The 19,787-nt window shown below is 32.3% G+C and carries 17 protein-coding genes and 3 tRNA genes; 4 read left to right on the forward strand and 16 right to left on the reverse strand.

What is annotated here, in order from left to right; genetic code table 11:
* Positions 1–78: 78 nt before the first annotated feature.
* The 8 genes from PF572_06845 to PF572_06880 all read right to left on the reverse strand — a co-directional run bounded on the left by PF572_06845 (position 79) and on the right by PF572_06880 (position 9,483).
* On the reverse strand, positions 79–1,125 hold the full coding sequence (locus tag PF572_06845; GenBank protein MDA3840771.1) for a virulence RhuM family protein: 1,047 nt from the start codon (positions 1,123–1,125) through the stop codon (positions 79–81).
* A gap of 200 nt (positions 1,126–1,325) precedes the next feature.
* Complete coding sequence (locus tag PF572_06850) at positions 1,326–2,150, reverse strand: Bro-N domain-containing protein (GenBank protein ID MDA3840772.1); 825 nt, start codon at positions 2,148–2,150, stop codon at positions 1,326–1,328.
* Between the two features lie 233 nt (positions 2,151–2,383).
* Positions 2,384–2,770: a hypothetical protein gene (locus PF572_06855; GenBank protein MDA3840773.1), complete on the reverse strand. Its 387-nt coding sequence runs from the start codon at positions 2,768–2,770 to the stop codon at positions 2,384–2,386.
* Position 2,771: 1 nt separating this feature from the next.
* Positions 2,772–3,650, reverse strand: a complete 879-nt coding sequence (locus tag PF572_06860) for a Fic family protein (protein MDA3840774.1) — start codon at positions 3,648–3,650, stop codon at positions 2,772–2,774.
* A 736-nt stretch (positions 3,651–4,386) separates the two neighbouring features.
* A complete protein-coding gene (locus PF572_06865) occupies positions 4,387–5,382 on the reverse strand; it encodes a M23 family metallopeptidase (protein ID MDA3840775.1) in 996 nt (331 codons plus the stop codon).
* A gap of 199 nt (positions 5,383–5,581) precedes the next feature.
* Positions 5,582–6,013, reverse strand: coding sequence for a hypothetical protein (locus PF572_06870; protein MDA3840776.1), 432 nt, complete (start codon positions 6,011–6,013; stop codon positions 5,582–5,584).
* Between the two features lie 3 nt (positions 6,014–6,016).
* Positions 6,017–6,448 (reverse strand): hypothetical protein, encoded by a 432-nt coding sequence (locus tag PF572_06875; protein MDA3840777.1) that lies wholly within the window; start codon positions 6,446–6,448, stop codon positions 6,017–6,019.
* Complete coding sequence (locus tag PF572_06880) at positions 6,445–9,483, reverse strand: hypothetical protein (protein ID MDA3840778.1); 3,039 nt, start codon at positions 9,481–9,483, stop codon at positions 6,445–6,447. The genes PF572_06875 and PF572_06880 overlap by 4 nt, the downstream gene beginning before the upstream one ends.
* A gap of 373 nt (positions 9,484–9,856) precedes the next feature.
* On the opposite strand from PF572_06880, the gene PF572_06885 reads away from it, so the two are divergent.
* Positions 9,857–10,243 carry a metallopeptidase family protein gene (locus tag PF572_06885; protein ID MDA3840779.1) on the forward strand — a complete coding sequence of 129 codons (387 nt, stop codon included), beginning with the start codon at positions 9,857–9,859 and terminating at the stop codon, positions 10,241–10,243.
* A 559-nt stretch (positions 10,244–10,802) separates the two neighbouring features.
* Here PF572_06885 and PF572_06890 read toward each other — a convergent pair.
* The 4 genes from PF572_06890 to PF572_06905 all read right to left on the reverse strand — a co-directional run bounded on the left by PF572_06890 (position 10,803) and on the right by PF572_06905 (position 15,049).
* A complete protein-coding gene (locus tag PF572_06890) occupies positions 10,803–12,077 on the reverse strand; it encodes an Hsp70 family protein (protein ID MDA3840780.1) in 1,275 nt (424 codons plus the stop codon).
* Between the two features lie 91 nt (positions 12,078–12,168).
* A complete protein-coding gene (locus PF572_06895) occupies positions 12,169–12,780 on the reverse strand; it encodes a deoxynucleoside kinase (GenBank protein MDA3840781.1) in 612 nt (203 codons plus the stop codon).
* Entirely contained in the window at positions 12,777–13,637 is an 861-nt protein-coding gene (locus tag PF572_06900; GenBank protein ID MDA3840782.1) for an SPASM domain-containing protein, read from the reverse strand. The genes PF572_06895 and PF572_06900 overlap by 4 nt, the downstream gene beginning before the upstream one ends.
* The gene (locus PF572_06905) at positions 13,634–15,049 is read right to left on the reverse strand and encodes a radical SAM protein (protein MDA3840783.1); all 1,416 of its coding nucleotides are present in this window, start codon (positions 15,047–15,049) and stop codon (positions 13,634–13,636) included. The genes PF572_06900 and PF572_06905 overlap by 4 nt, the downstream gene beginning before the upstream one ends.
* 313 nt (positions 15,050–15,362) lie before the next feature.
* On the opposite strand from PF572_06905, the gene PF572_06910 reads away from it, so the two are divergent.
* Entirely contained in the window at positions 15,363–15,791 is a 429-nt protein-coding gene (locus tag PF572_06910; GenBank protein ID MDA3840784.1) for an NUDIX hydrolase, read from the forward strand.
* Between the two features lie 6 nt (positions 15,792–15,797).
* Here PF572_06910 and PF572_06915 read toward each other — a convergent pair whose 3' ends face one another.
* The 4 genes from PF572_06915 to PF572_06930 all read right to left on the reverse strand — a co-directional run bounded on the left by PF572_06915 (position 15,798) and on the right by PF572_06930 (position 18,598).
* Complete coding sequence (locus PF572_06915) at positions 15,798–17,135, reverse strand: hypothetical protein (protein ID MDA3840785.1); 1,338 nt, start codon at positions 17,133–17,135, stop codon at positions 15,798–15,800.
* Between the two features lie 38 nt (positions 17,136–17,173).
* On the reverse strand, positions 17,174–17,830 hold the full coding sequence (locus PF572_06920; protein ID MDA3840786.1) for a hypothetical protein: 657 nt from the start codon (positions 17,828–17,830) through the stop codon (positions 17,174–17,176).
* A 377-nt stretch (positions 17,831–18,207) separates the two neighbouring features.
* Positions 18,208–18,294: transfer RNA gene (locus tag PF572_06925), tRNA-Ser, on the reverse strand.
* Between the two features lie 217 nt (positions 18,295–18,511).
* A tRNA-Ser gene (locus tag PF572_06930) sits at positions 18,512–18,598 on the reverse strand.
* 112 nt (positions 18,599–18,710) lie between these two features.
* Between PF572_06930 and PF572_06935 the strand changes: the two genes are divergently transcribed.
* Together PF572_06935 and PF572_06940 are read left to right on the forward strand one after the other, a co-directional pair.
* Positions 18,711–19,202, forward strand: a complete 492-nt coding sequence (locus PF572_06935; protein ID MDA3840787.1) for a hypothetical protein — start codon at positions 18,711–18,713, stop codon at positions 19,200–19,202.
* Between the two features lie 43 nt (positions 19,203–19,245).
* Positions 19,246–19,317: transfer RNA gene (locus tag PF572_06940), tRNA-Arg, on the forward strand.
* Positions 19,318–19,787: the final 470 nt, after the last annotated feature.

The following is a 19,787-nucleotide window of genomic DNA, read 5'->3' on the forward strand; positions in this document are numbered from 1 at the left end:
TGCCCTTGATACTATTCAGAAAATCCCTCTCAACCCCGCTCAAAGTCTTTTCCTGATATTTCCTATATTCTATCTTGTTTATTTCTTTTCTAAAAATTTCTTTGTCACTCGATCAAAATCAGACTCAAATAATTTGTCTTGAATAATCCGATATTTTTCGAATTCGCTTTCAGCAAACTCTTTTGCCAGCTCGTGTGAAATCTTTCCAACATCGCTCAAAACTTCTCGATCTGTCATTTTTATGAACCTATCTAATCGTTCCGCCCAGTCCTGCATCGTAAGTGGTATATGTCGCTCTGCCATGTCTTCCGCAATATCTAAATACGCAGAAACTATTCTCTCTAGACTGCCCAACTCGGTAGCAGTAAGATAGTTTTTAGCTATTGATACATCAAACTTTTGAATCTTCCCCTTTGGAGCATCTTTCCATGTTGTAAGACCCATATTATCTCTTTTTGTGTCAGCTCTTTGCATAATTACTTCAGCAGCAGTCTGTTTGTGAATTGCCCAGTGCAGTTTATTTTGGACTGTGGCGAAAAACTTTTTTGTTGTTTCTGCAGTATTGTCATAATCAATAGCAGTAGAATATATATCAGTAATTTTTTGATAAAATTTTCGTTCGGAAATACGGATTTCACGAATACGACTAAGCAACTCCTCAAAAAATTGTTTATTGAGAATCGTGCCACCATTCTTGAGACGCTCATCATCCATAGCAAATCCTTTGATAGTATACTCTTTTACAATCTGACGAGCCCACTTGCGAAACTGAACAGAACGCTCGTTTTCAACCTTAAAGCCAAGAGAAATAATTATCTGTAAATTATAGTGATCAATGTTTCTTTTTACTGTACGATTCCCTTCTTTTTGAACTATTAAGTATTTCTTAATAGTTGCTGAATCAATTTCGTTATCATCTAAAAGCTTGCTGAGATGCTGATTGATAGCAGAAATAGATACCCCATATAATTGCGATATCATCTTCTGTGTCATCCAAATATTTTCATTTTCATATCGCAATTCAATACTCTCTTCACTTTTTCCAATTGCTGAAATAAAAGTTAAATATTCAGCAGCAGAAGAGCAAGAAGTAATAGATTCTGATATTTTTTTATTCTTTTTCATAATTTATTTATTTCCCCTCAATATCCTTAACAATCTCATCAATCACCAACTCCAATTTCTATCTTTCTTTCTCCTCCAGAGACGGACAGGCATCCCCTTTTATCTACGGATGACGTCTATTGGTAAGTTATAGTACAACTAGAGCCTCCGGCTGTTTTGGAGAGCTTTCTGATATTTTTTATTTGATATAACTTAAAATATTATTCATCTTTTTTTAATGGTAGCATACCCTTGGCGTTTAAAGGGCTAATTACTTTTTTGCCTGTTTCAGATTCTAATTTTACACGAGCTTCTTTAGCGATATTACCTCCACGTTTTGCGACATGCTCATGATCTTTAAATGATTCTGGATTTAACACTTCTGATATTTCTTTGGTTGATAATTCGGCAAGCATATTCAAAATAAGTTCTTTATTGGTCATATTATCTCGAAGATTTTCTTTTTTTAAGCCTTTAAACTTTTTATATTCTTTTGCTGTTTTTCCTACCCATGTTTTGTATATAATATCAGTGAGAGTTGCAAATTCCAAACCTTCTTTAAGTCCGTGTTTTTTCCATTCGTCAGTGAGTTCTTTGCGAATTTCGATGCTCTTTAATCTTTGATTTATCCAATTTTCCGAATATCCTAAATTTTTATAATCCCACATTGCTTGCTCAATAGAAAGTTCTGGATCTTGTATTTGATCAAGGCGTTTTTTGGCTACTTCTGCAAGCCATAATTTAAAAGGTTCTGCTTTTTTGGAAGGGATTGATTGAATGATACGAAAAACATGTTTAGTGTTTGCGGCTAATGTTTTTCTTGTTTTGCCCTTTGAGGTTGTCATAGCTACCTGGGGACAATTTGTCCCTATGTAGTCACCAAGCAAACGATCGCGTTTTCGTAATTTTTTCAAATAGTCCGTTGGATTTTTGCTATCAGTAAGTGTTTCAACAATATCAACTACCGAAAAATACCACTCCTCCTCTTTGTCGTCCCAAAAACTACGAATTCTTTTTTGTTCAAAAAGTTGAATTGAATTTTTCATATCTTTTCTTTAAAATATTTTTTTGGCCCAGGCCACCTTCTCGTGCCTCACCTTGTCACTTGTTTTTATTTTTTCAACGCCAATAACGTTGTGGCTAGAGCAACCATCTGATCTTTTTTCTTTGGCTGGGAGTGGGCAGGCACCTTTTTTACGTTATTGTAAAGAAGAAACCAAATATTTTTTTACTATACTAATTTGTTATTTTTTATATTTAATTTTCTTTATTTTACAAATTAAATACTATTTAAATTTCCTAAAACCTGCATAACATATTTATGCATTTTAGTTACTGCTTTTTTTGATTCTTTTAGCGCCGCTTGTGCTTTTTTATAATCGCTCTTCTCTATATACTCTGTCCGAAATGGGTAAGCCTCATAACCATTACCGTCTTCTCTTTCTTCATGACTTTCATAAATACTCATTACCCACTCATCATCTTTAAAATCATCTAAATTTTTCTCCACTATATCGAAGGTTAAGGGGTTAATCTCAATCTTAATATAATAATAATTACGAGCATCTTTATCATCCAATATCCTGTTTTCAAAAATCAAATTAACCTCTGAATAAGGTCCATCCTCTCCCCACAATTGTTCTCTTTGCTTATTCGATAATTTCATATTACTCACTTATCTTCCAAACACCTTTCTCCCTGAAAGATCGAATGGTTTGTCTTTTGGCTTTATTCAAAAGTGTTTTTAATGACTCGTTATTCTTCTTTGAATAATCTGATAAAGTAATTATTTTTTTTGATCCAAGATATGCTAGTCTTTTATGAAAAGACTCCATTAATGAAAGATATAAAATTTTACTCATTGTTGTAGATCTTTTTTTATTACTATCCCTGTACTCGCCAAATGAACCGTAATATGTTTGCTTTTCTTTATCTCGAATTATAACTGGAGGAAAACCGAGTTGCATTAGTTGATAATTTATCAGGATTCTTCCTATCCTTCCATTACCATCGTTAAAGGGATGTATATTTTCAAACTCAAGATGGAATTTTGCTATTTTTTCCAAGAAATATTCTTGTACATTACTCGAATAATCCAACGATACAGAATCCATCATCATCTCGATATGTTCTGGGGCTGGAGCTACGTGCGTCCCGACTCTTACATACTCATGCTCCTTGCGAAACCTACCCGCTATCCCGTCATCAATATTTGAAATCAACATCTTATGCAAAAGAAGAATAAAGTCCTTGTCTAAATCGTAGGTTCTAATTTTATTTTTTAAATATTCAAAAACATTTGCTAGATTCTTCGCCTCAAATACTTCGCGCACTGAAACATCACGAGAAACTTCCATATTAAGCAGTATCTTTTCTGTTTCAGAAATAGTCAGGGTAGAATTCTCTATGGCATTTGAGTTATAAACAGACTCTGGCAGCTCAGCTTCAAAAATAATATCCAAAAGACTTTGTTTATCTTTTTTCAATAAGTCATATTCTTTCTTTAATTCGTCTATTTTTTTTCTTATTGTATTATTTATTTCCATATGCTTTTTCGTGAATTTATATGAAAATTGTATCATATTCACGTTTTTTTGTCAATTAACCGTGAATTTATTTTATATTCCCTAGAAAGCAAATTATGGATAGCACCAACGGTTTTCATAAATTCTTCATAGTTTTTGGTTTCGTTTTCTGTTTTTTTTACTTTCTGCCTGCCTGCCGGCAGGCAGGGATCCCTGGTCCCCATACGTCAGGCTACGGAGTAAACAAGCCGAGGATGACAGCTTTTTTTATATCTCAGTAGATAATTAATATACCTCTAATTTACCACCTTGAACACAATAAATCAATGAGATATTACCATAAAATCAGCTAAAAAATTGACAATTATCGTCATTCGTTTTGAATAAATAAAATTATTATAAAATATAGTTACTGCTATCTTTATTTTTTATTGTGTGAACATCGAAATATTTATAATAATAAATATTTTCAGAGAACGATTTCCCGCCCGAAACGCTGTTAACGCTTTTATCTATTAAAAACATTATACTTGTTCAAAACTTCTTTGATTAAGAGAATGAATTTGTTTTCTAGGCGGGCGGGTGGTACTTTTCTTGCCCGAGTGAAGCGACAAAATGCCCTTGGGGTGAAAAAGTACAAAAAAAAGATAAAATGAAGATTCCAAATTCCCGCTTCCTTCGGGACAGGCAAGTTGAGAATGACGGGGTGAAGAAGTTTGGAGTGACAGTTATTTTTTAGGGTACTCTATAGAGTACCCTATTTTATATCCTCTCCAATTGTATAATTAAAGAAAAAGGAATCTGGTAGGTCGTCAATTGATTCTTTCCAGTCTACTCCGTATAGCGCCTCAGCAGATTCTCCGGAAACCACCCAACGCAACACTGCTCCATTGCCGACGGCGAAAACTTTTGGGCTGGTTTGAAGTTTTACCATTCTTGTGCCTGGCCTGTAGGTGACATTACCTCCGAGTGGAATTTTTGATATTTCTTCTATTGTTATTTCAACTACATTTTCAAAGTCCGTATACCAAGTAAAATATATTTTCTCATTTGGGAAAGCATACCTCTTTCCATTGGCTCCACAATAATAGACAGCATCATTGTCGACTAATTTTATTAACGAACCTGACTCACAGGTTGAGCTCGAATTATTTATCAATTTTTTGTCTTCATTTATTGTCAGTGAGTTGGCCATCGCAGCTTTTACGTCGAAGTTTGGTTTTTGATTCATAGCAGCAATTATACTGTCATAGGGGTTGATTGGAGTTTTGTCTGGTTTTCTTATTTCAAAATGCAAATGTGACCCGACATTCTCAGCATTTCCACTATCGCCCATCCAGCCAATCAGATCTCCTTTTTTTACAGTAGCTCCTCTTTTTATTCCAGGTGCATAGGCATTATCAAGGCCACCATTACCATCATCTGTTCCAGGTGTGTCATTATTGATGTGGAGATAGTGATAAGTATATCCATCGGAGTCTTCTAGCGTTACGGCATAACCCCAGGAAGACTCTGGTATCTCTACGCTTTTCACTCGACCATCAATAGCAGAATAAAGTGGCATCATTTGCTCACCCATTATGTCTACTCCTTCGTGGAAGTGAGCCGTCCGTGGATCACCAAAACTATCATAAACTAAAACATCTTTCTCTGTTGGAAAAAAGATATCTCTAATTTCAGTGGTTTGGGCAGAAGTTATTGATAGATTAAAAAAAGATAATAAAATAATTAGAATTATATATTTTGATTTCATTTATAGAATTTTAATATTTAGCTGGTTTATTATATCAAAAAAGAGCCCCATATAGAAGACTCTTAGTTTTATTTTATATATTTTTAATGTTTTTTTTTAAATATTTTTTGATATTTTTTCTGGCTTCACAAAGATGTACTTTAGGTACCTTCTCGGTTATAACTATAATAAAAAAACTTATTATAAATTAATTTTTTAGCTATATATTGTTTAGTAACACTGAACCGGCCATAGGAAAAAGAACATAGGCGAAAAATAAAAATAAACCCATCAATATCAGAGAAGACAAAAATAAAGAAACAAAAAATCTTTTTAGAGTGAATTGGGTGTATAGTATTTTTGTGAAGATGAAAGGTGAAACTATCATCAAAGGAATAAAGATATAAAACATGGCAAAGTCACTTGCATCATAATAAAAATAATATAAATCTGCATCAACTTTAGCAAAATAGTCACTCAATAAATAATAACCCTTGATCCAGGCCCACACATAAACCAAAAATGAAGCAAGTGCACTAACTACTAAATAAATTTTCTTACTTTTTTTCTTTACAAACCAAAACAAAAAGAACGGAGAAATAAAAAACCCAGTTATTAATAAAGATGTAAGCCAAAGTAAAATAGTTCTCATAAATTAAATATTATTCAAAAGAGTTGACCCTGCTCCCGGGAGAATGTAATAAGCTAAAATTAAAGTGAGCGTTATTATTACCAACACAGAAAGAAGCAAAGAAACAAAAAATCTTTTTTTGGTAAACTTTGAATAGACTATTTTTGCAAAGATGAACGGAAATGATATTATTAAAATAGGGAAAATAAAAAACAGAGCATCATCGCCAGCATCGTATAAAAAATAATACGAATCGGTGTTAATTTTTGCAAAAAAATGTTCTATTAAATTATAGCCCGTAAAAAAATACCAAAGGTAAATTACCAAAGAAATTATAGCACTTACAAAAACATAAACTTTTCTACTTTTTTTCTTTAAGAACCAAAACAAAAAGAACGGCGAAATAAAAAAACCAGTAATCAATAGGGCTGTAAGCCAAAGTAAAATAGTTCTCATAAATTGTTTATTAAATAATCGATATCTTCTTTTATTGTATCATAGGCTGTTTGGCTTAACCATGACTTATCCAGAAAATGATTCAATTTCTTAAGTAAGGAATCATATTTACTTACAGTAGGGGCTGCCAGCCCCAACCCACAATAATAACTTGTTGTCTCAGCTTTGTACCCAGAATAATCATGACACTCTTTTTGGTTCTGAAAACCAAAGCACAGACTCTTGCTGTTTTTTTGTTTTTCTGTATTACGCTTTTCCCTACATTTATCTATATTTTTTACAATTTGCTCTATTCGCTTAGTAACTATTTTCTTAATATTTTTTTTTGTTATATCCCCGCTTGCCTCCAAACGCTCAATATCAAATGATACTGTCTCGAGATTAGCTACTATGTTAAATATTATTGTTGAGCTAGACACATTCCCTGCCCTATCTTCAGCATTTACGACTAGACTATGTTCTCCTAAATCGTATCTATATAACTCTAAGATAGTAGAGCTAAGGACTTGCCCGTCCATAGACAAGCTAGTTTTAGCAACCCCTGACAATTCATCATGAACAATATATACTATATCAATAGTTTCCTGACGCAGATATTTTTGGTTTAGCAAAGGATATCCTATCTCAATATTCACATCGGTTTTGTCTATATTAATTCCCGTCACCGTGGCCGTCGCCACGTTTCCAGCCTTATCAATCGCAATTCCACTTACCACTTGATTCTCACCCTCATCTGACAAGACAATATCCTGACTTACAAAGTCTAAACCACTCTCGTTATCCTCAGCTTCAAAATGAACGATCACGTCATCACTGTACCAACCATTTTCATTATGCTCTCCCAAGACAATTGCATTTATTACTGGTGGGATATCATCCTTCGGTTTAATATCGTCTACAGGACCATCCTGGTTCGGCTGATAGTCAATGACATAAACAGTCTGCTCGTCCTTTTCTATATATCCAAAAACCAAATCACTTCGGTCTTTCTTTGTGCCTCTATAGTCTCCGTACTCAACACCCAGGTGGTACTCTCCACTTCCATTTCCTTTCAAATTTATCTCATATTTACCCGCTATAGGGTTCGGAATAGAAATCAACTTGACTCCATCTGGTTTTGACTCACTCGCATACTTGGCCAAAGGAATATTATTTTGAGTAGCATCTATAGTCATTCCGTCAGGGGCCACTATTTCAACATCAACAGGAGAGGCTACCCAAATTAGCATCTCATCGTTGATGATTGGGGCTGGATAAATAACATCTAAATATTCATTAAGACGAAGAGTAATACTAAATTCAGCCTGACTTACAATAGAACCGTGGGTGCCTGTTAAAGTTTCGGAAAAAAGACTATCAATTAGAGCTGAAGATATGAGTACCCGGCCATCTCCAGCTGTATCATTACGGACTGGGTCTACAGGGTTGGGTTTGCCGTCAATCCATAATTGACCATCCACATCAAAATCTATCGGGATGGTATTGACTGTTGATTCTCCATTACCTATAAATACACTCAACTTTACTCGTTCATTCAGAATATCAATCCCCTTGTTTAGCTCAAGCAGAAAATCATTCCGCTCTTTCATTTCTGAAAAATCCAATATTCTTTCTAGTTCTCCAACAGGATATGTATAATTATAAATAGGCATCAACTCTTTTACCGAAGGGACATATTCATGAATTGATTCATAGTTTGATGAAGTTGGATATTTTAAAGTTAAATATTTTAAATAACCTCTCATTAATGTTTTATTATCCCAATTATCTGGCACATATCCCCCTTCCCAAACTGAATAAATATCTGATGAACCATGATTGGGTGTACCAATCATAAATAAATTATCAACATCATTATCATACTCATCACTCTGAATATAGCTTCGAGCGACTAGTCCGCCCATGCTATGAGCGACAATATTGACTTTCGAGGTATTGTTTAGGGTGATGGCTTTTTTTATCAAAGGTTCCAAATAGTCTACTGACGAACTAGCATTTTTTTGTCGCCAGTCATAGTTACATATAAATAAATCTTTATCCATCTCATAGCCCATTGATTCAAAAGCCTCGATTATTCCATCATAAGTATGATCAAACATTGTCCAATTATCAGTCAGCAAGCCACCAACCATAACATCTAGATTTATTGAAGCACCAATTCCCGGAACCAAAATAATAGGCTCCCTTATTTTGTTTGGATCTTTTCCTAGCCAAGGGTCATATATAATTCCATCGCCTATTTTATTCCCTTTCCCCTCCAAGTTATCTTCTCCACTGTAAGTATGAATGTAATAAGGACCAGTTTTATCACCCCACCAATTATTAGTAGCATCAAGAGTTCTATGGCTGGGGTTAAAAACTGTCCCAATCACAGAGGCTCCAAAAGCATTGTCAGCTATAGTACTACTAGATATTTTTGCCACCATACCAATGGAATTCTGAACCATAATTCCAGTATTGTTATTTGATATCACATTATACTCTAAAATAGGCTTAGCCTCCAATATCATCAACCCAGAAAAACCACTATATTTAATATCCGTATGCCTAACAGTAACATTATTATTTCTGTTAACAATTACTGCTCCTGTCACATAGCCTTTAGCAGAACCATAATAAACTCCCACATGTTCCAAAATCATTTCCAAAGACTTCTCGCCATAAAGATTTAACCCAAGCCAGTCGCCAGGAACTGGTAGACTTAAATCACCATCTCCATTTGTATCACCTAAAAAAGCATCATCTTTATATGAAGTAAATATAATTTTATCACTTTCTGTACCGACAGCACTAAGCTTTTTTACAAAAGTTATCATAGCACCTGGTTTCATCTTCACAACCACCCCTGGTTTAATGGTCAAATCAAAATTAATATATAAATTATCAACCACATAAGGGCTATTCTCTTTTGTCCAAGTTTGATGACTATCAATATTTCTATAACTTAGATAAGTCGGTCCATCTGCTTTTGTTAAATTTGGTAAAAACAAAAAAACAGCTACGAAGAAGAATGATAATAAAATTAATTTTTTCATTTTAAGATATTTAATAATTATAATTTTTATTAATACATTAATTTCTAAAATAAATTAATATTACTATCATGTTTTTACTTTTTTTCTCCGAATCTACTCAATAAAGAACTCTTTCAAGTCTCTCCAGAGAAGGACAGGCAAAATGTGGATGATAGTGGTAATAAACACTTCTTTTCTAAGCGAGGATAATCAGTGTCATTTAACTTACTACTAAGTTACCATTATATAATAATTAATTCAATAAGAAATTTCTGTAAAGCTAGTAAAATAGTTGACAAAAAATTGTTTTGAATAAATAATAAAATTATATTTTTTTCTGAAATTTTCATTTACTATCCTAGACTTTATTAAAACAAAGATATAGAATAAAAATATGAAGCAAGAAGATTTTGAAAAATTAGTGGCGGAGGGACTTGATAGAATTCCTGAAGAAATGCAAGCCAAGATGGATAATGTTGTTATTGTTATTGAAGACAACCCGACGAAAGATCAAAAACGAGAATTGGGACTCCGAAAAAATAGTGTTCTTTTTGGATTGTACGAAGGTCATCCTCTGACATCCAGGGGTGATCATTATGGACAGGTTGTGCCTGACAAGATTACAATATTTAAAATACCAATAGAACAATACGCTCGAGACGATGAAGCTATTCGTGAGCAGGTAGCCAATACCGTTTGGCACGAAATCGCCCATCATTTTGGATATAGCGAAGAAGGAATAAAAATGTTGGAGAAGAAAAAGAGAAATAATAAAAAATAGACTGGCAAGAGGCCAGTCTATTTTTATAATAAGGAAGGACAGGGATTCGAAAGGCCAAGGCCGTCCACCATCATGCTAATAATCTATATATCAATTATATTTGTATTAAAAATAATTAAATACCCAAAACAATATTTCTTGCTTCTCACCACATCACATCAACACTATATAAAAAGCACTGCGTTTGCAGTGCTTTTAACATAGTGAGGAAGGACAGGGATTCGAACCCTATTTGGTGGTTTTTAATAAACACCACCAACAAAGGATTAAATGAGTTTAAGTAGATAGATAAAGGTTTTTCTCTTTGTCAGTTCATGACAGGAGATGACACGAGAACACTCTAGACTCCACTTCTTCGGCAATATGGCGTCAACGCCGCAACATAGAAGAGGTGGAATTTGGAGGGGGGGGTCTAACCACCCACCACCCCCTAGTTGAGTAGTTATATAAGCTGTTCGAAAATTTATAATATAGTTTTGAAAAAATGATGTCCGTGTTGTCCGCGCTACTCACAATACATAAATGAAAAAGGGGCTACTTTTATAAGTAACCCCTTTGTTTAAAATAGATAATTGGCACTTTCACCAAGTCCATATGCGACGCTAGTAAAAACGTTTGTTTTCTTTATTTTACCTTCACCAAATATCTCAGAAAATATTTTCATAATAAATGGAATATTTGAGGTTCCACCAGTTATGAAAACTTCATCAATGTCATTAAAATCAAGTCCTGAATCTTTAACAGTTTTTTCGATACAGCATTGCAAATCAATAAAATTATTGGTATTAATCGAAATGAATTCTTTCCTTGTCATTAATTCTTGAATAGAAATATTACCATGTTGAAATTTGATTTCTGCTTCATGATAATCAGACAAAGTTATTTTTGCGTTTTCAATTGCCCTAAAGAGAGAAAACCCAAAATTCTCTTTAATGATATCAAGCAATGCCTGCACTGCTTTTTGGTCGTCACAGTAATTAAACACCCTGAATATTGTTTCAAGGGTTTTTCTGTCTCTTAGGAGGGGAATTTTATGCCAATTACACAAAGTTCTTGCAATCCAAATTGGTAACGGCATTGAAAATTCACTTTCAGGCATTTTGTATGTAGCGTCTTTACCAAAATATTTAGCAATTTTTTCCCACATAACAGCTGAATCGAGTGAGTCGCCGCCAATATATACACCACCAAGAGATAAAATATCATTTTTTCTGTCAATCTCGAAAGATGAATTACCTCTTGTCTTTACTACAGCAAAGTCAGATGTTCCACCTCCAAAATCACCAATGAGAATAATTTTTTCTTGTGATTTTTCTAAATCTTTTTCGCAGAAAAATGCAGCACCAATGGGCTCATACTGGAATTGGATTTCTTTAAACCCAGAAATTCTTAAAGCCTCTTCAAGTCTTGCTTGAGCTAGATCATCTTTTTCTTTATCATCTGAAAAAACAACTGGTCTACCTACCACTATCCTATCAACAGATTCTCCAATAAGTTCTTCTCCAGCCTTTTTGACTCTACTAACCATTATTGAAACAAGTTTTTCAATTGTATATTTTTCTCCAAAAACATAGGTGTAGTTAAAAGACTTGTCAGGAAGAAATGATTTTATTGATTGCATAAATCTTCCTGAAGCATAATCATCAACGTAATTTTCTATTGCCTCTTGACCTGTAAATATCTGATTTTCTTCATTGAAATATATTACTGACCTCATCATATTGCTGTTTTGACTATACTTGTCGATTGGCAAAACTTTAACTTTCCCATTAATGTTAACTGACAGGGCCGAATTAGTGGTTCCAAAATCTAAGCCAAAGACCGTTCCCTTCATAATAATCTCCTTTATCTATATATTTTTAAATGAACGTTAATAAAAAATCCTGTGTAATGTTAGAACAAAATACCATAATTGTCAATTTATGTCAACCAAGCATAGCTCCCTCAATTTTCTTTATCATTTGTTTTTTCCCAACTTTGCTAATTTTATGATTAAATATTTTATTGTTTATTTTTTTTATTTCTAATTCATTGAGTTTAAAATCTGTTTTGATTTTTAGACCGTTAATTTTTTCATTAAAAATCCCTATATAATTAAAATAATCTTCTGATAAATATATGTCTCCAGTGTCTTTGTAATTCTTTAAGCTGTTGCACCTTATTAAAGAAGTTTCATGGTCTGATTCGACATAAATATAACGATCAGGAAATATCAATGAGTTTTTATTCTTTTTTAAAATTTTTAAAAACTCTTTCCTTTTATCAATAGCCCCTATTTTGGCCATAGAATAAACATGTGCAGCTACTGAAATAATACTACGATCCAACAAATCAATGTCATTTCTCAAGCACGTTGATCTAGCCTTATCAACTTCTAAAAATTTACTTTGAGTAGCCAAAAAATTAGTTTGATCAAAAGTAAGGTTATCAATAAAAAATGAATGCTCATTAATCTTGTTGTATCCAAACAAACTAGACAAATTATTTATTATAGTTGTTTTCCCGGAATATACATTTCCATCAAATGAAATTATCATAATGCTAGTTTACATTTCTTACATAGACTTAAATATTTTTGATTACCATTGTTATATATTGCTTCTCTATATTTTTGGTACAAACTTGATTCCCACACATTCAAGACAGATGATCTTTCTAGATTTCCAATTTTATGACTTATTTCCCAATCCATGCAACACAAAACGACATCCCCATTAAAAAGAACGTGAATTCTTTCGTTCGGTCTATTTTGCTCGCATCCAAATATTTCATTTTTTATAACATTATTCGAAAATTCCTTGACGCTTCCTGCCCTGTCTAAAAATCCCCAAAAATTAAAATTAATGTTATGTTTCTTGCAAAAATCTCTACATTTATTTTTTTCTTCTGTTTTTGAGTCTGGAAAATCAACCATTACTATTGATATATTTTCAATATTTTTTCTTAGTTTTTTGTTTTTTACTAACATTTTTAAATTTTCGTATGTTCTATTCCATTTAAGATTAGGCATTACTTTCTCATATGATATCTTAGAAAATCCAAAAATACTTATTCTTAATTCTTTAATTATAAAATTTGATAGTTTTTCTTGATTAATTTTATTCAACATTGAAAGATTGGAAGAGATTTCAATTTCAAATTCCGGATCAGTCTTATTGATATAATCGAGTCTTTTAAAAAAATGCGGGTCAAGAAAAGGTTCGTTATTAAAATATGGAACAACTCTTTTAATCCCTAAATTTCTTGATTCATCAATTATTTTTTTAAATAGATCAAAAGACATTATCCCCATTTTTTGAGTTTTTGAAACTCTCGAATGAGGGCATATTATACATCCTGCGTTACAATATGAAGTTGTTTGTATTTCGATCGCTTTTGGTTTTTCTATTTTCATCTAATTCTTTCTAACCCAGAATACAACATGTCTATCACATTGTTTCCATTTTTCTGAGATGTTAGATTTATAATTTGATAGTATAATATTCTTAATTCTGAAATATTTTTTCTAAAATCATTCGAAAATATTATTTGTTTTTTTGTATCTATTTTTTCTCCTCTTTCAAACACTTTTATTAAGAAAAGTAAGTATTTGTATATTGATTTATTTATTTTGTCTTTATGGCTTAGAAATTCTTTTCTTTTGTTAAGTAATATTTTTTCTATCATTGGTTTATCTCTTTTTATTAAGTGATTCAGCAAATTCTCTGTGCTGCAATAATATTCAAACTCAACCATTTCTCTCCCAATCTTTTCTCCAAACTGTTCTTTTATATAAGAAAATAAATTTCCAACCTTTTTGTCTTTAAATCTATACCCATAAGTAATGTTTTTGTATGTCAAATTATTTTTAAGAAGCTTCTCTTTTTTCAGTTTGCAAAAAAGATTACTCCCCGGAACCACTCTAACTGGTTCCAGTATGGTTCCTATTCTATAAATTTTATTAATTTTATTTAAAAAATTAATATTTATTTTAATGTCTTCAAGACTTGCAAATGGCTCAAAAACAATAAAGCCTATGTGAACATCCACACCATATGTTTCCAATTTTTTTCTTAAAGATATAAATAAATCTTCATCTGATTTTCTTCCCAATGTTTTTTGAGAGTTTTCTGAGACATTTTCTACTCCGAGAAAGACTCTCACGAGACCAGCCTTAACCATTTTCTTTAAAACTTTTTCGTCGACAAATGGCCTACATCTGAGATACACATAAAATTTTATTTTTATTTTTCTTTTTAATATTTCATTACATATTCTTATAACTCTCTCATTGTCATCTGAAGACCCCCAGAAAATACTATCATTAAAGATAAAAAGATTTTTCCCAAGCTTCTTGTTTAAACTTTCTATTTCATCTACCACTTTTATTGAACTTCTATAATCTATACTTGGTCCATTCTTAGAGATATTTTTACTTAGTGGGATATGACAGAATGGGCACATATATCGACATCCCCTAGATGATTCTATGTTTATAAAGGCACCTGACTCATTTTTTTCTAGATCTCTAGAGGGCAAAGGAAGGTTGTTTAAAGATACATAATTATTTAAAGGAGAGTGTTTTACTATTTTATTTTTATATACATAGATTCCACCCAATAATTCATTAAATTTCTTTTTCTTCTTAATAGAATCTACAATATGCTCAGCTGTTGCTTCTACCTGATCAACAATTATTCCGTCAATCCATTTATTCTCCTCTATAATCGAAGGGCTGTTAAGAACAGAAAACGGGCCACAAAGAAATATATATGAGTTTGGAGCGTGTTTTTTTAGGGCTTTTAAATTCAAAAAAAAGATTGGCAAAATCTTTAAAATTTGGCTTAGCAAAAATTACCAATTTTTCTTTATCACTTACGTCCAAAAGACTTCGGATTGTACCAAGGTTACTTTTTTCTAAAAAACAAATTTCTGATTTATGCCCTTTCATGGACAAATAAGAAGATAGCGATCCCATTGTGAGGGATGCCCCCGATTGAGAAAATAGGGATCTATGATATACTAATTTTATTCTTAATTTAGTAATATTTGATCTTTTATTCATTTAACTTTTATGATAATATAAAAACATTATATTATATATAAAATTAACTAAAATGTCAATAATAACAAAAAAAATATGGACAAAGGATTAATAACTCATCTAGTAATTTTAAACGAAAAAAAGGAGATGCTTATTCTTCGAAGATCATTGGAAGAAGATGTTCTTCCTGGCTATTGGGATGTTCCCGGAGGAACACTAAAAGACGGGGAAGACCCAAGGGAGGGAGCACTTAGAGAGACCCGAGAAGAAGCTGGAATCAATATTGATGACTTAAGCCTTTTTTATCACACTTCGAATGTTGACGTGGGTAAAAACAAACAGTTTGTAAGAATGATTTTTATTGGATCATATAGCAATAACGATGTCATTCTTAACCCAGAAGAACACATTGACTATGAGTGGGTTGATATCAATAATATTGACAAAGAGAAAGAGTTAGTTGACTATCTGTACGATATAATAAATATATTAAAAGAAAAAAGACACATTTTATTTCATATATAAAAATAATTAGTCGAACATAATAGTTTTTCTTTTTTTTATTTTAAGCCCAGTGGTTTTACTGGCTATATACTTAAAGAAAGACATCCAACCCGCCACTCCATGAATAAAATAAAAAGGAATAGAACCTATAAAAATATAGGATAATATTTTTAATTTGCAAATATTCCTGGGATTTGTACATATATACGATAAATAATTTGGCAGAACTAAATAAAGAAAGAAGGTTAATAAAAATAAAAGATAATATAACAAACTATTTTGTAAAACTGAATAATAAAAAATTAATGTGAAAACAAGTGGGCCAATTGTCCAATAAATAGCATGACTAAAAAGTTTCAAAGAAAGTATAAATAGCAAACTTCTCTTTATTGTATTTTTATCTTTTTTAATAACATTATAATAATCGAAAGCCTGAACCGGACCAAAAAACCAACTTGCTTTTTGAAAAAATAAACCCTTTAAATTATCAGGAGAAAAAGAAAGATCGAAATATGGGATAGGTTTTATTTCTTCTCTTAAATAACTTAACTTGAGACCAAAAATGGCATCTTCATTATGCATTCCCTCAGAAAACCCTCCAAGTTTATCAAAAATATTTTTTGTAAAAAAAAGACCATGTCCAATGCAATAATTTAGAGGATAGAGATGCACTGATTTTTTACTCACTTTATATTGTTCTAAAGAATGAGGAATCTCAAATCCCAGGCTCCATCTATTTTGCCAGGAACTTCCGCTAATCAAAATGGACCTAGAAAATAAGTTTCTATTTAGAATGCTCCCTATATTCCCCAAGTAATTTCCATACTGCTGATAAACTTGAGTTGAACTATTTCTATTATTCTCACTTGCGACCCATTCGAATGATTTTATATCGGGACGGGAGTCTGCGTTATACAAAGAAAAAAGAAGCGTACTATTTTTGGGAAGTTTTTTTTCTAAAGAATGTACTGCGTAATTAACTTGGCTTGCCATATTGCCATCTCTTAGGGGGTAATGAATAACTTCAATATTTTTAAACTTTTCTTTAATTTTTTTTGAAACTACTACTGTATTTTTTTCGCTGACAGCATTATTGATATCAAATTCTTTTTCAGTTGTTATAAGAATTATTTTTGAACCAGGGTAATTCATAACTAAATCAGAAAAATATCTAACTGTGTTTTCAATTATTTTCCCTTCATCTAGCACTGGAATTAATACCATGAATTTTATAGGAAATCTTTTTTTCTCAAAATTTAATATTTGATTTTTTTTTAACCAAAAAGAAGATTTTACTATTTTTAAAATCCAATACAAAGACAATATTAAAAAAATTGAAATTGAAATTATATATAATTTAAACATATTTATAAATAAATAGCGCAGTCAATTGACATGCGCTATTATTTTCTTAAAAAACCAATATGATTTTTTATTTCATTAAATTCAAAGAATAAACTTGCTTCTCTGATTGCATCTTCTCTGGTGTCAGGAGCATGAAAAAGATTGATTACCGGATGATTGTCGTTGAGAATAAACTTATTTCTGATTGTTTTTCTGATTTTCAACAATTTTTCAATACAGTTATCTCCACCAAGAAGTAAAATTTGAGAATCACCCGATTTATAATATTCAATCAAAGATTTTTCCCAAGAAGATTCAAAAAAATACGGGTAAAGATTATATATTATGTTTTCTTCAATTCTTACCATTTTTTTAAGTACAACTTTAAAGCCCTGGCTTTTTAAAAATTTCCTAATTGGTTTTTCTAGCCCTCTTTTAAAGCAGTCTGGCTTTAAGATACAAAAACCAAAGTCTTCTAGTTTATGTTCAAGAACTTCGATTTCTTGATTCTCTTTTATTTGACCTCTCCAAACTCTTTTTTCATTTCCAACCAAAATATATTCTTCACCTTCATCTTCATATATTATTCCGTTTGCATCTGGCCCAATGTAGAAATTATAAAAATTACCGTTAAGTTTTATTGAGCAAATAGTCCTATTTTTTGAGTCTTTTCTCCTTAAGTGCAACATTCTTTCTTTAACTTCTGCTTCTTTCATCTCGGCTCACCTCCTTTTTTTAGTAGTATTTTAATGAACAAAACATTTCATATTAACACGTTATTATATTATTGTCAATCTACAAAAACATATCTTGGGTATCCTGCCCCAGGTCTTAATTTAATCATTGTAGCAAATGCCTTTCTACTTTCTAAAGATAAACAAAAACAGACCGTTAAGCCTGTCTTTGTTAAGTGAGGAAGGACAGGGATTCGAAGGGATAAATCCCAACAACTCAATCGTAAATGTTTAACTATTTTCATTATTGTTTCCTAGAAGCAACATTTTCTGATTTCCTTATATTCATCACACACCAGGGTTCTCATCCTGTTTCTTTCACAACAAAAAAACTGGTTTTCACCAGTTTTTTTATAATGAGGAAGGACAGGGATTCGAACCCTGGGAACCATCTCTGGCTCAACGGTTTTCAAGACCGTCACGTTCGACCGCTCCGTCATCCTTCCAGTTATCCTATTTTCACAAGCTCCTTGTTTAGAAAAGCTAAACAAGAAATTTGTGCGGAGAGAGAGGGATTCGAAGGGGTAAACCCCAACAAACCAATCGAAAACGAATAATACATTTCCGTTCACTCTTTCTTCCAAGCAATGAAGAACTAAGCATTTACCTTGATTCCAACAGAGGGTTCTCACCCTCAATCTTCCTCGTTCACTTTGTTCTCTGCGGAGAGAGAGGGATTCGAACCCTCGGGACCCGTTAAGACCCACATCCTTAGCAGGGATGCGCTTTCAACCACTCAGCCATCTCTCCTTCTGGCTATTATTCAAAAATAAAAATGCAAGCTAATTGCATTCACTTATTTTAAAAATAGTAGCTTTCTGCTATAATAATAGTATAATATTTAAATATAATTGTCAATAAAATGGAGGAAAATACACAAGATAATATTGAGGAAATTACTTGGAAAGTTCCTGAATTTGAAAAACATGAAAGATCAAAAAATTGGTATATTGTAGCAGGATTAATTTCAGTTTTCCTTTTGATTTTTGCTTTGTTTACTAGTAATTTTCTTTTTGCTGTTATTATTGTTACCGCAGCCCTTATAACAATAATCCATGATGGGAAAGATGCCGATTTGGTAGATGTAATAATTGACGATGAAGGGATAATTATAGGAAGAAAACTTTATGAATACGATGATTTGAAGAATTTTTCAGTACTATTTAAACCAAAAGAAAACTTAAAGAACTTGTATTTCGAATTTAATAACCCAGCAAAACAAAGATTGTCCGTTCCTCTTCTAGACAACAATCCCTTGCAAATTAGAGATTTCTTGCTAAAATACATTTCAGAAGATTTAGAGAGAACAAATATGCCTTTATCTGAAAACCTTTCAAAGCTTCTAAAAATTTAGATTTATCACAAAAACTAAATTTTCCAATATTTAGTTTTTTATCGCTTTCGTAGTTCAACGGATAGAATGTAGGATTGCGGATCCTAAGACCCAGGTTCGATTCCTGGCGAGAGCACAATAAAAATGAGGTGTGACTACACCTTGTTTTTTTGTGTTCTCGCTGGATGAGAACCTGGTGTGTGATGAATTTAAGGAAATCAGAATATGTTGCTTCTAGAAAATAATCTCAGAGATTAACCAAAACACTTACGATTGGGTTGTTGGGGCTTGCTCCTTCGATTCCTGGCGAGAGCACCCCAAGAGCACTTTGTCGCTTTGCTCGGGCGCACAATAAAAAATAGTCACTTTTGTGGCTGTTTTTTTGTGTTTTTGTCAGGTTGAGAACCTGGATTGATATGACGATTTGGAAGGCGTGTGAGCCTGACATGCCGTAAGCTTCGAAGAAGTGAAACGGCCCATACTGCCCAAATGTGCAAGACCACGAACATAATTGACACTTTTTATTTATAACTTCTATCTAGTTTTTTATCTATTTGGTCCATTAATTTGGCTATTTTCTTCCTATTTTTCATCTTTCTAGAGTTG

This window comes from Patescibacteria group bacterium (assembly GCA_027858235.1).
Classification (GTDB): domain Bacteria; phylum Patescibacteriota; class Patescibacteriia; order Patescibacteriales; family BM507; genus BM507.